The organism is Chryseobacterium indologenes, from assembly GCA_016025055.1.
In the GTDB taxonomy this organism is placed as follows: domain Bacteria; phylum Bacteroidota; class Bacteroidia; order Flavobacteriales; family Weeksellaceae; genus Chryseobacterium; species Chryseobacterium indologenes.
Genome location: CP065590.1, coordinates 4,484,106 through 4,496,216 on the forward strand (window position 1 = coordinate 4,484,106; position 12,111 = coordinate 4,496,216).

Consider the following 12,111-nt stretch of genomic DNA (forward strand, 5'->3'; position numbering starts at 1 on the left):
ATTTTCTAAAAAAACCTAAAGCTTCTAAAATTTGAGGTTTTATGGAATTATTCTTGAACTTGAAAATTCAGAATTTTAAAAATATACGATTATGAAAATGCCGAAAGTTAATATTAAAAATCTTTTTGTAGGTTTAATACTTGTAGGAGGTGCAGGATTTGCCACTGCGCAAACTACTCAAACGGATACCACCGCTAAAACAGCAAATACTGCAGCAACAGCTCAAACAACCCCTACGACTATTGAAGGTCTTAAAAAGCAAATTGAAGCCAATCCTAAGGATGCTGAGTCTTTAGCAAAACTGGCTACAGCATACCAGGAAGCTTCAGACTGGACGAATGCGATCGATACCTGGAAAAAAATATCTGTGTTACTACCAGACTGGGCACCGGCATATTACAGCCAGGCCTATGCTTACCAGTCTGCAAAAGATGATGCCAACGCAAAACTTGCTTATGAAAAGTACATTGCAACGGTAAAACCTGAAGAGGTAGAGCAGAATAAGAAAAACCTTGCATACGCTTATTTCTATTTAGCCTTTACGGAACAGCAGACTGATCCTAACAAAGCTAAAGAACACATTGCTAAATCAATACAGTATGATCCATCTAATCAGGATGCTGTAAAACTTAGCAAAGCTTTAAATTCATAATAAGCAAAATCCGGAAAAATTTTCCGGATTTTTTTATTGCTGAAATCAGTATTAACTTATTTTCTAATCAACCATTTTTCCAAAAAAGTCGGTTTCCCCGTGAAGATGCCGCACAATTTTTTCAATATTTCGCCGGATACTTACCTCGGTTTTTAAGTTGTTGATGTACCGGACCAATTCATTTTGTCTTGAAGGAGTCAGTTTTTCAAAATTTGCGGTCGCAAGAGTACTGTTTTTAATGGCTTCCTCCAACCCGGGATGAATAGAGATACTCCTGTCTGAATCATCATATTCAAGGGTTACCTCAATAACTTCGCCTATTCTTTTGGGTGAGTTTTTAAGCATTATGGTATTAATGTATAATCTCCATTCGCCTACATATTTCATTAGGTTCTGTTGAAATGCCTGTCCGTTAACCGTTCCTTTCACAGGAATCGGACTTTTACTTTTCCCTGCATCTTCAAATATTCTGGTCAGAATCTCTTCAGGAATAAAAACAAAGGGATTGATCCCAATGATATCCAGCGTCGCCGTGAAAGATTTATTTTTCATAATCTCGTTAAAGTTACAGGTAAAATTAGCAAATAGACTTTATATACTGAAAAATTTCTTTCACAACCCGTCAAGTTTAAACTCTTCGATCCGTTGACACATCAACTCTGAAAATCGTGCTCTCCTTAACACTCATTCCCAAAAATTCATGCCACAGAACTCAATTAATTCCATTATCTTTGTACCCATAAATCTTTAATGTAACGAAATGAAATTTTTTATTGACACAGCTAATTTAGAGCAAATCAAGGAAGCCAGAGATCTTGGAATCTTAGATGGTGTAACGACTAACCCGTCATTAATGGCTAAGGAAGGAATTCAGGGAGCTGAAGCAATCAAAAACCATTATAAAACAATCTGCGAGCTTGTAGACGGAGATATTTCTGCAGAAGTACTTTCTACAACTTATGAAGAAATGATTAAAGAAGGCGATGAACTGGCTGCTATTCACCCGAATATCGTAGTAAAGATCCCCATGATCAAAGACGGTATCAAGGCTTTAAAATATTTTTCTGATAAAGGAATCAAAACGAACTGTACATTGATTTTTTCAGTAGGACAGGCACTTTTGGCAGCTAAGGCAGGAGCTACCTATGTTTCTCCATTCTTAGGAAGATTAGATGATATCTCTACAGACGGATTAAACCTTATCCAGGAGATCAGATTAGTTTTTGACAATTATCTATTTGAGACTGAAATCCTTGCAGCATCTATCCGTCATTCAATGCATATCATTGACTGTGCTAAAATCGGAGCTGATGTTATTACGTCTCCACTTCCTCCGATCTTGAGCTTACTGAAACACCCGTTAACAGACAGCGGATTGGCTCAGTTTATTGCAGATTCTCAGAAATTGGCATAGAATAATTTTCAATCAGATATAAAAAACCCGGAACGAACTTCCGGGTTTTATTTTATGATCCGTTTCCTTATTGCAACAGATCTAATTCAATAATATTATTTTCTTTTTTCAGGTTATCCTTCATCATTTTTTCCCGGTCATTTGCTCTGCCTTTACGGTCTGTCAGTTTTCCGGATTCATCTATTTCCTGAACAATAATTCCCTGTGCCATCATCTGCCTTTCACTTTTCATAGGATCAGCAAGATAATCCTTAAAGACTTTTTTATATTTTACTTCATTCAACGTCACCAGCTGATTAAACCTCTCTTTCTCTTTTTGTACTTTGCCACACATAGTTTGCGGGAAGTTTTTTACTCCCTTTTAATTCAAAAGAATGGGTCTTGGTAGCATCTTCAAGTTTTACGATTAGTCCCGGAAGACCATAAAATTTATACGGTCCGTCCTGAATGGGTAAATCTGTTGTAAACCAGGCAGTCCATTTCCTTCCTCCAAAGTCACAAAGTGCTTTCTGCGCAATGAATCCCCCTACTTTTTGCTTATCTGAAAGGATCTTCCAATCCTGTTTTCTGCTATCCTGAACCATATATTCATCAGCAGCCAGGTTGTTGAAAAAAATCACCGAATAATCCGGATACATTTTTTCAACACTATAATAAACTTTGCCTTTACTTTTAATTTTTGAAAAATCAATCTCAGAGCTTTCTGCCTTAAGTTGTTTTTCCATGGTAGCGGCCATAAGGGAATCTGTTTCAAAAGAATCTTTACTGTAGAATTTCGAGCCCTTGGGCGAAATATCTAAAAGCATCATTTCAGTTTCAGGTTTATTTTTAGCCGTAGAATCTAAAATGTATTTGTACTCATAAATAAATCTTTGATTCTGAGCATTCATTACCAGAGCTAATAGCAGTATAAAAACGGTGACTGATTTTTTCATATTTATTTTGGTTTCATGGTTTTTAGATTTCTCCGGTACTATGCTTTATGATTTTACAAGGGTTTCCTACGGCAACAACATTGTCAGGAATATCTTTGGTAACGACACTACCCGCGCCTATCACAGAATTATTTCCGATAGAGACTCCGGGTAATACAACGACGTTCCCTCCAAACCAAACGTTATTTCCTACCGTAATGGGATGTGCATATTCCAGGCCTTCATTTCTCTGTTGAACGTCCAGCGGGTGGCCGGCGGTATAAAAACTGCAATTGGGGCCAATAAAAACATTGTCTCCGAATTTTACTTTTGCGCAATCCAAAATAATCAGATTATGATTGGCATAAAAGTTCTCTCCTACTTCAATATTGTAGCCGTAATCACACCAAAAGGAAGGTTCAATACAGATATTCTCTTTTATATTACCTATAATTTTCTCCAGCGCTTTTCTTCTTCCGTCTGCATCAGAATTTTTCAATCCGTTATACTCCAGACACAAATCTTTACAGGCAATACGTTCATTGATTAATTCTTTATCGTAATTGGCATTATACAGCAATCCTTGCGCACATTTCTCTTTTTCCGTCATAATAAGAAGTTCTAGTTTAATATCCTCCGAAAGGTACAAGTTTTCTGTGAATCAATTTGATAATCATCTTTTAATAAAAATATTCCACTGTATGTCTGATACCTATCTAAACAAAAAGAGAAGTCATGTTGCTGACTTCTCTTTTCGTTTAATACCAATATTTTTAGTTCACCAGATCCGGTTCAATCGGGTTATTGTCCTTCTTCAACATTTCTTTCGTTCTTTTTTCCATTTCCCTGAATACCTGGCTGGGGTCAGAGATTTCTTTCCCGTCTGATGTTTTTACTTTAAAAGCGACTTTAGTTCCCGGCTCACCGCCATTTTTCATCATAAGTTCCCTCATATTTTTGGTTGGATCATTCACATAAGCTTTCCAGGCTTTTCTGAACTGATCTTTGGACACCTCAATTTCTTTTCCGCCGAATCCCAAAACTTTCACATTCTCAGGCATCTGCAATTCCTTCTCTGTAGCCGGAGATTTTACCATTGTATTTCCTACCAGCATCATGCTGTGAGAGCCGGTGGTATCTTCCAGCTTTACAATAAGTCCCGGAAGACCATAAAAAACGTATGGACCATCCTGAAAAGGAATATCTGTTGAAAACCAGGCTATCCAATCTCTTCCTCCAAAATTTGCGGATGCCTTTTGGGCATTGTATGCCCCTATTTTTTGTTTATCAGGTAATATTTTCCAGTCCGGTTTCTTATCCTCACGGATTTTGTAGTGATCCATAGAAATACTTCTGAACAGATACGTTTTGAAATCCGGGTATTGTTTAGTGACTTTATAAGAGATCTGTCCCGGTTTTTCACGTCTGTTGACGCTTATATTTCCTCCTCCGTTCTGCAGTTGTTTTTCAAGTTCTGCTCTGCTGATGGAGTCTGCTACAAATTTGTCATGGCTGTAATAGTTTGATCCGTTTTTGTCAATATCCAGCAACATCATTTCCTTTTTACTTCTTCTTTATGATCAGAATCGGGGATAAACTTGTACTCGTAAAAAAAACGGTTGACCTGAGCCCCTGCAAAGCTTCCCAATAACAAAAAAAATAGAATATTATTTTTCATATGCTGTAATAAAAAGCTTTGCCAATGGTATATTGACAAAGCCTGATGAAACTTTATTTCTTTGTCTGAATTCTTATCTCGTCATCTGTACCTTTTGCAAGATTCCTTTTGTTAACATTAATACTTGCAATTATATCCGGGTTTAAGGCATTGGCTTCTTCTTTAGAAACCGGTCTTCCATCAATATAGTATTTTATATTATCCGGTCCGATTACCTTGAATTTTTTAATTCCATTCAAGCCTACATTTCCATTCCCGTCTTTTTTAATGTAATCCGCCTGCATAATCATTACTCTGGGAGAGCTGTTAGTGGTCGTAAAACTCATATTTTTGAAATTGCTTACACTTTCTTTAGCGAGTTTTTCTGCTTCCACCCTTGCCTTTTCAGCTTCTTTTCTAATATGATCAGCATCGATTCTGATCCTGTCACTTTCGCCTCTCATTTTGTCTGCTTCCTTCCTGGCTTTTTCACTTTCTTTTCTAGCTTTCCGGCTTTCTTTCAAAGCTATTTTAGCTTGTTTCATTGCTTTTCGTACCTCTTCTTTTTCCTTTGAACTCAGATCATTAAAATTAGATACATTCTTAGTATTAAAATACATCACTTTTGGGCTTTTGGGAGCAAGAGGAGCAGCTGGAGGTGTAGAAGAAGTATTTTCTGGAGCTACGGGAGGATCAGGGAAATCAACATCTATATCGATATTGGAAAGATCCGGAATTTCGACCTTCATATTCTCCAATGCCTGCATTTTATATTTCCATTCAGGAGATTTGAAATATTCAGTGGTCGCTTTCAGAGCTTTATTATCTGCCAGTTTTCCTATTTCTGAGGAGAGTTCATTGATTTCTTTAATTTTTTTGTTAAAGGCAACACTTCCCGGCTTTAATTTATCGAGTTCTTTACCTTTTCTATCAATTTTCTTTTCTATTTCTGCCAGCTTTTTCTCATCACCCGGATTCATTGCCTTTGCATCAGGGATTTCCTGTATGGTTTTAACAGATTTTACAGTATCTTTCTGTAGCTGTGATACGGCTTGTTTAATAGAAAGATTAGTTTTTTCAATCTCTTTGTTTTTTGCATTGACCAGATAAGCAAAAGCAATCGTGAATACAACCGGTAAGGCAAAAATTCTTCGCGCATATCCGAATTTGGTTTTTGGTTTTTGTAACATCTTAAGTCTTTTTTTAAGGTTTGAACTTAGAAACGGACTGGCGGCAGGCAACTGTGTTCCGGAAAAGTGGCTTGCCAAAAGCATCTGCGCAAATGCTTTAGTGTCCGAATGTTTTACGGCTTTTTTATCAGCCAGATATTCATGTATTAAGTTAATTTCTTTTTTAATTAAATAGAAAAACGGATTGAACCAGAAAATGGAGGTAATCACTTCAATAAAGATTTTATCGAATGAGTGTTTCTGCTCAATATGTACCATTTCGTGCTTTAATATCTGTTTTCCTACTTCAGAATTCAATAGGATTGTATTCTTCCAGAAAAGATTTTTAAAGTATGAAAAAGGGGCTTCATCCAGGTTTGTACGGTAAAAATTGATTCCGTCAAAGCTTTCTTTCTGAAACTGTTTTTTAAACTGCTGGATTTTAAAAATCCCGAAGATCAGCTTTCCTAGCAGATAGAAAGAAACCAGTCCCAGAGCTGAAATAATAATGTTAAAATAAAGGTTACCATTGTTTAAGTTTTTTTCTGTATTAAAATTCTGAATTTTATCAAGAAGCATATACATCTCATTATTTACCTCTATCGTAAAATCTTCTACTTTGATAAGCGGCAGCAGCAGCGATATGAGCATGGCAGACAACAGATAAAATCTGTTATAATGATGAAACGTCTTGTCTTTTAAAGACAACTGATAATACAAAAACGTTACACCCGAACATACAATTACTTTTCCAAAATACAGAAATAAGGCTTCCATGGTAATTAATCTTTGTTTTTAAGTTCATCCAATAACATTTCAAGATCTTCAACCGTCATTTCATTCTTTTCTACCAAAAATGAAACGGCACTCTTGTAGGAACCTTTAAAATAGTTTTTCACAAGACTTTTCATTGTTTTCCCCGAATATTGTTCTTTGGAGACCAGCGGAAAATATTCGTGTTGTCTTCCATGTACCCTGAAGTCTACAAATTCTTTGTCCTTCAATACCTTTAAAATGGTAGAAACGGTGTTTGTATGAGGCTTGGGCTCCGGGAAAAGATCAAGAATATCTTTAAGAAATCCTTTTTCAATTTTCCATAAATACTGCATAACCTGTTCTTCTGCTTTGGTTAAAGTCTGAATTTTCATATCTTGTTCTTTATGTATAACGATGTAAAATCAATTAATTTTTATATCACTAATAAATTAGTTATACAAATGTAGAAATAAATTCCAACTGAACAACTATTTTTTTAGTGATAAAACAAACTAAAAACATAAAACATTGATAATCAGTTATATAAATTTAAATAAAATATGTTGATTTTATAATATACTGAAATCATTACCTATCTAATCAGTAGTAAAATAACTATTTTCAGTTCAAATTCTTAAAACTTGTTAAATTTTATTAAATAAAATTAAAATGAAATTTGTTTTAACCGGGAAATTATATTTATTTTAGTGCTTTAAAAATTTCTCATGAAAAGATATAATTTATTGATTGTACTATTACTGCTCATTTTTAACGTTACAACGGCACAAAAGAAAAGCGCTTCTCCTGCTGCGGATCTTAGCATATTAAAGGATACAAAATCAAAAATCGAAGCTACGGTTCCATTGGTTATTAAGCATCTTCAGGCTATTGCCACTAAAGAAGGAGACAATAATATCGTCAACAATGGGAAAATTGCCGTAGGTAAAGAATATGGCATTTTAGAATCCGAATGGTATTTATACAGAAACAACATGAAAAACTGTATTTTAAACAATTCTTCAAAAAAAGCTAAAAAATGTATGGAATACCATACTCAGTATTTAAGAAATACCTTTATCAATTACAACAATTATATTTCAAACCTTACAAGAAAGAATGGATATCTGGGAGTGGAAGGAGATACAAAATTCGATTTTAAACCTGCAGATCTTACGACAAAATTAAGTGAAGCTTACGCTAATGCCAGTGATGCGGCGGGAAGAATGAAAGCAGATCAGAAAAGAGAATTCCTGGGACAAACCATGTCTGATGATAACAAGCTTACCCCATATGCTCAGCTTGCTCAGTAAAATCAACTGACAACAACATAAAAAGAGAACTGCATCTGCGGTTCTCTTTTTTATATAAAGCAACAAACCTCCGCCAAAAAGCAGTTTTGTGGTACTAATCATAAAACTTCGGGGAAAAAGTAGAAATCGGCGGAGATTTTATTGCAAGCCCTCACAGGATCAAACTGTCCTACCCATGACCTGTAAGAGCGATACAAAAATAGAATAAGTGTTCTACTTGTAGGAAGAACGGCTGTAGAATTAAATGTTATGAGTTGTAGAACTAATACTACTTAAGAAGCAAAATCCAGGCATTCCAGGCAGAAAGACAGGAAATTTTTCATCTTAAGGCTATCTCCACCAGTGGTAATAATTGTGCAACCCGTCATATTCAAATCCACAACGAGGATATAATGAATTTCCTATATCATTGGTTTTCTCTGTCTCCAACATCAATCCACAGGCCCCTGTTTCTTCACACCATTGCTTACTGCGGTCTATTAATGCAACAGATAATCCTTTTCCTCTGTGATCCGGATGTACAAACAGATCACTCAGCAGCCATTGCTTTTGTAATTTTGTATAATGGAACAGTTTATAGAGCTGAACAAAGCCTACTGCTTTTCCGTCTGCTACAGCCAGAAAAATATCAGACTCGCTGTTTAAAAACCTTTCTTTGAGAAAAGCTTTTCCTTTTTTCACATCAGATTCCTGTCTGTAAAAAATGCGGTAAAGATTAAATAATTCTGCGGTTTCATCAAGATCCTCAAGGCTTGCTTTTTTAATACTGTAATTCATCGTTATATTTATTTTGTTTAACCCTGCAAAAGTACCCGTAATGAGGGCTCTCCAGATCATCCAGATTAAAGCTATATCAATAGTCCAGCACTTTACAGCAAGCTAAATACCGCAAGTTTCGGATTTTATTTCTGAAAACGGCTGACGATCTTTGCAGGATAAAAACAAAGTAAATGACATCAATAGCTGATAAAATAAAACATGCCGGTTGGCCAACTATCACGGAAGAAATGCATCAAAACGGATATTCTGTCATTTCCGGATTATTATCTGACGATGAATGTGATTCGCTGATCGCAGCTTATCATCAGCCTTTTCTATACCGTAAAACAGTCGTTATGGCCAGGCATCGTTTCGGTCTGGGTGAATATAAATACTTTAATTATCCCCTTCCTGATCTGATTCAGAACCTGCGGACCCACCTATATCCTTATCTCGCATCTATTGCCAATGCATGGTTTAAAGCATTACACCTGGACATTCATTATCCTCATCAACATTCGGAATTCTTGCAGGAATGCCATTCAGGAAACCAGGAAAAAGCTACTGTTTTGATTTTAAAATATGAAAAAGGAGGCTTCAATACTTTGCATCAGGATTTATACGGAGATATTTATTTTCCGATTCAGATTGTAATAATGTTAAGTGACCCCGATAAAGATTTTACCGGTGGGGAATTTGTATTAACCCAGCAGGTTCCGAGGGCACAATCCAAAGCAATTGTTTTGAAACCTAAAAAAGGCGATGTTCTTATTTTCACTACACATTTTAAACCTGAAAAAGGAAGCAAAGGATACTATAGGGTCAATATGAAACACGGTGTCAGCGAAGTTAAACAGGGAAACCGCTATGCCCTGGGAATTATTTTCCATGATGCAATGAGCTAGGCATACGATCTATCTGAGTACTTTTTTATCAGAAATTTAAAAATTAAATATCAATCATGGTCCATCATTCTGAACTATCTGCCAAAAGCTTAAGAAGTAAAATCCATAACCGTGAAATTTCTTTTGGAGGAAATAAAAAACTCAAGATTTACGGACGACTGAGTTGCCGATCGGGAAAAAGAATGAAAATTGAAAACAGGATTTTCTTCACAGATGAAAAAGAAGCTGTAAAAAACAATTTCCGTCCCTGCGCACACTGTATGAAAGAAGCATATGATAAATGGAAATATATAATGGATCAGTCTCCAAAATCGGGAAATCCGGAATATTTATAACCATATCATTTACATATCATGCAAGGTTCAATTTCTTATGTTAAACTTTAAGGAGGCAAAGATAGGGATCAATTGTATTGATACTTTCTAAGTTCATGCATATCCATGCAGCTTCATCATTAACTTTGCGGCTTTCTTAGCTCCTTTATCAATAAAAAATCGTATCTTATATTTTTGCGCCTGATCTCTTTTGAGACAAACCCCATCCATATTTGAATATTGGAATAAAAAAGAGAAGCAATATTGTATTGCTTCTCTCGTATAGTAGCGGGAACCGGACTCGAACCGATGACCTTCGGGTTATGAGCCCGACGAGCTACCTACTGCTCCATCCCGCGGTGTATTTTTAGAGTGCTTACCGAAAGCACTTGCTTAGTAGCGGGAACCGGACTCGAACCGATGACCTTCGGGTTATGAGCCCGACGAGCTACCTACTGCTCCATCCCGCGGTGTATTTTTAGAGTGCTTACCGAAAGCACTTGCTTAGTAGCGGGAACCGGACTCGAACCGATGACCTTCGGGTTATGAGCCCGACGAGCTACCTACTGCTCCATCCCGCGGTGTATTTTTAGAGTGCTTACCGAAAGCACTTGCTTAGTAGCGGGAACCGGACTCGAACCGATGACCTTCGGGTTATGAGCCCGACGAGCTACCTACTGCTCCATCCCGCGGTGTATTTTTAGAGTGTTTACCGAAAACACTTGCTTAGTAGCGGGAACCGGACTCGAACCGATGACCTTCGGGTTATGAGCCCGACGAGCTACCTACTGCTCCATCCCGCGATATTGGATTGCAAATGTACGACTTTTTTTCGAAAATCCTAATTTTTCTTTTAAATAAAGGACTTTTATGAAAACTATTTTATTATTTGTATCTTTGTTCTATGGCAAAAATATTAAAAATATACCCCGACAACCCACAGGAAAATCTTGTGAATGAGGTTATTAAAACTTTAAATAATGGAGGCTTGATTATCTACCCTTCAGACACTATTTACGCGCTTGGCTGTAATATTTTTGATATAAAAGCCATGGAAAAACTGGCTCAATTAAAAAAAATGAAACTGGAAAAAGCAAAGTTTTCTATCATCTGTAATGATCTGAGCCATCTTTCGGACTTTACAAGACCTATTGATACTTCGGTTTTCAGATTTTTGAAGAGTCATCTTCCCGGTCCGTTCACATTCATTCTTGATGCCAATAAGAGTCTGCCTTTAGCTTATAAAGGTCATAAAACTATTGGTATCCGTGTTCCTGATCATCCCATTCCCCAGCTTATTGTTGAAAAACTGGGTCATCCTATCGCATCAACGTCCATCAGAGATGATGATGAAATCATTGAATATTCTACTGATCCTGAGCTTATCGCAGAAAAATATGACCATCTTGTAGACATTGTCATTGATTCTGGATATGGTGATAACGTGGCTTCGACGATTGTAGATCTTACTTCCGGGGAACCTGAAATTATCCGTCAGGGAAAAGGAATAATTTAAAGCAAGATTAGCATTCACGGTATACTGAGAAGACATGGCAATAGGAATTAATGGGAAATATTCTATAGGAATTTTATCCACGTTTATACTTCTGGCAGCTACAATGCTGTATGTTTTTCCTGCCATTTACATGATTACGGGAATAAAAAGTATTACAATACTCAGTTTTTCAATCAGCAGAATCGCATTGTGGATTATTTTGCTGCTTATATTTTTATACAGTTACTGTATAGAAAGAGGCTCTTTCTTACTGAAGGAAGAGAGGCCGTATAGCATATTGTTCTCCATAAAAGCTATTGTAAGCTTATATCTTATCTGTATTATCGGCGGGGCGTTTATCAATGCGGCGGTTCAGTTTCTGGCCCAGGAAAAAATAAGTGACAAGCTTTTTGAACTTACTTCTCTATTCAGAAATAATTATTTTTTAATTATTTTTACATGCTTTACAGCAGGTGCTGTGGAAGAGTTTTTGATGCGGGGGTACGTACAACCCCGGATTGAGAAAATATACAGGAGTCCTCTTGCCGGAGTTTTGGTATCGGCCGTTCTGTTTGGAATTCTTCACAGTACGTACGGAACCATAGGCCAGGTTGTCATTCCTTTCTTTATTGGAGTCGTTTTTGCTGTATTTTATAAAATCTATTCAAATATTAAAATTCTGATCATCTGTCATTTTATGATTGACTTTGTGTCGCTGATGATTATGAATAGTCTTGATATTAAACACTTATCTGTATTTTAACAT

General features: G+C 36.4%; 14 protein-coding genes, 5 tRNA genes and 1 pseudogene. 7 read left to right on the forward strand and 13 right to left on the reverse strand.

The genetic code is table 11. The features are described 5' to 3' along the window. Positions 1 to 91 precede the first annotated feature (91 nt). Entirely contained in the window at positions 92 to 652 is a 561-nt protein-coding gene (locus tag H3Z85_20700; GenBank protein QPQ51633.1) for a hypothetical protein, read from the forward strand. A gap of 63 nt (positions 653 to 715) precedes the next feature. Here the strand turns inward: H3Z85_20700 and H3Z85_20705 are convergent, their stop codons facing one another. Next, positions 716 to 1,204: a YdeI/OmpD-associated family protein gene (locus H3Z85_20705; protein ID QPQ51634.1), complete on the reverse strand. Its 489-nt coding sequence runs from the start codon at positions 1,202 to 1,204 to the stop codon at positions 716 to 718. 208 nt (positions 1,205 to 1,412) lie between these two features. Between H3Z85_20705 and fsa the strand changes: the two genes are divergently transcribed. Further along, the gene (gene fsa, locus H3Z85_20710; protein QPQ51635.1) at positions 1,413 to 2,066 is read left to right on the forward strand and encodes a fructose-6-phosphate aldolase; all 654 of its coding nucleotides are present in this window, start codon (positions 1,413 to 1,415) and stop codon (positions 2,064 to 2,066) included. Between the two features lie 67 nt (positions 2,067 to 2,133). Here fsa and H3Z85_20715 read toward each other — a convergent pair whose 3' ends face one another. The 6 genes and pseudogenes from H3Z85_20715 to H3Z85_20740 form a co-directional block, all read right to left on the reverse strand. Then, positions 2,134 to 2,400, reverse strand: coding sequence for a hypothetical protein (locus H3Z85_20715; GenBank protein ID QPQ51636.1), 267 nt, complete (start codon positions 2,398 to 2,400; stop codon positions 2,134 to 2,136). Then, entirely contained in the window at positions 2,363 to 3,001 is a 639-nt protein-coding gene (locus tag H3Z85_20720; GenBank protein QPQ51637.1) for a GLPGLI family protein, read from the reverse strand. The genes H3Z85_20715 and H3Z85_20720 overlap by 38 nt, the downstream gene beginning before the upstream one ends. 22 nt (positions 3,002 to 3,023) lie before the next feature. After that, the gene (locus H3Z85_20725; GenBank protein ID QPQ51638.1) at positions 3,024 to 3,590 is read right to left on the reverse strand and encodes a sugar O-acetyltransferase; all 567 of its coding nucleotides are present in this window, start codon (positions 3,588 to 3,590) and stop codon (positions 3,024 to 3,026) included. A gap of 163 nt (positions 3,591 to 3,753) precedes the next feature. Continuing rightward, positions 3,754 to 4,658, reverse strand: a pseudogene (locus tag H3Z85_20730) (GLPGLI family protein). 53 nt (positions 4,659 to 4,711) lie between these two features. Further along, complete coding sequence (locus H3Z85_20735) at positions 4,712 to 6,583, reverse strand: hypothetical protein (protein ID QPQ51639.1); 1,872 nt, start codon at positions 6,581 to 6,583, stop codon at positions 4,712 to 4,714. A 5-nt stretch (positions 6,584 to 6,588) separates the two neighbouring features. Further along, a complete protein-coding gene (locus tag H3Z85_20740) occupies positions 6,589 to 6,954 on the reverse strand; it encodes a BlaI/MecI/CopY family transcriptional regulator (protein QPQ51640.1) in 366 nt (121 codons plus the stop codon). A 333-nt stretch (positions 6,955 to 7,287) separates the two neighbouring features. Between H3Z85_20740 and H3Z85_20745 the strand changes: the two genes are divergently transcribed. Next, positions 7,288 to 7,872, forward strand: a complete 585-nt coding sequence (locus tag H3Z85_20745) for a hypothetical protein (protein QPQ51641.1) — start codon at positions 7,288 to 7,290, stop codon at positions 7,870 to 7,872. Positions 7,873 to 8,202: 330 nt separating this feature from the next. On the opposite strand, the gene H3Z85_20750 is transcribed toward H3Z85_20745, so the two are convergent. Continuing rightward, positions 8,203 to 8,649, reverse strand: coding sequence for a GNAT family N-acetyltransferase (locus H3Z85_20750; GenBank protein ID QPQ51642.1), 447 nt, complete (start codon positions 8,647 to 8,649; stop codon positions 8,203 to 8,205). Between the two features lie 173 nt (positions 8,650 to 8,822). Here H3Z85_20750 and H3Z85_20755 point away from each other — a divergent pair, with 173 nt between their 5' ends. Together H3Z85_20755 and H3Z85_20760 are read left to right on the forward strand one after the other, a co-directional pair. Further along, complete coding sequence (locus H3Z85_20755; GenBank protein QPQ51643.1) at positions 8,823 to 9,536, forward strand: 2OG-Fe(II) oxygenase; 714 nt, start codon at positions 8,823 to 8,825, stop codon at positions 9,534 to 9,536. 56 nt (positions 9,537 to 9,592) lie between these two features. Continuing rightward, entirely contained in the window at positions 9,593 to 9,871 is a 279-nt protein-coding gene (locus H3Z85_20760) for a metal-binding protein (GenBank protein ID QPQ51644.1), read from the forward strand. A 265-nt stretch (positions 9,872 to 10,136) separates the two neighbouring features. Here H3Z85_20760 and H3Z85_20765 read toward each other — a convergent pair. The 5 genes from H3Z85_20765 to H3Z85_20785 form a co-directional block, all read right to left on the reverse strand. Further along, positions 10,137 to 10,209: transfer RNA gene (locus H3Z85_20765), tRNA-Met, on the reverse strand. Positions 10,210 to 10,247: 38 nt separating this feature from the next. Beyond that, positions 10,248 to 10,320, reverse strand: a tRNA-Met gene (locus tag H3Z85_20770). Positions 10,321 to 10,358: 38 nt separating this feature from the next. Continuing rightward, positions 10,359 to 10,431 (reverse strand) — tRNA-Met (locus tag H3Z85_20775). Positions 10,432 to 10,469: 38 nt separating this feature from the next. Next, positions 10,470 to 10,542: transfer RNA gene (locus H3Z85_20780), tRNA-Met, on the reverse strand. 38 nt (positions 10,543 to 10,580) lie between these two features. Next, positions 10,581 to 10,653: transfer RNA gene (locus H3Z85_20785), tRNA-Met, on the reverse strand. A 101-nt stretch (positions 10,654 to 10,754) separates the two neighbouring features. Between H3Z85_20785 and H3Z85_20790 the strand changes: the two genes are divergently transcribed. Continuing rightward, on the forward strand, positions 10,755 to 11,366 hold the full coding sequence (locus H3Z85_20790; GenBank protein ID QPQ51645.1) for a threonylcarbamoyl-AMP synthase: 612 nt from the start codon (positions 10,755 to 10,757) through the stop codon (positions 11,364 to 11,366). Between the two features lie 34 nt (positions 11,367 to 11,400). After that, positions 11,401 to 12,108, forward strand: coding sequence for a CPBP family intramembrane metalloprotease (locus H3Z85_20795; protein QPQ51646.1), 708 nt, complete (start codon positions 11,401 to 11,403; stop codon positions 12,106 to 12,108). Positions 12,109 to 12,111: the final 3 nt, after the last annotated feature.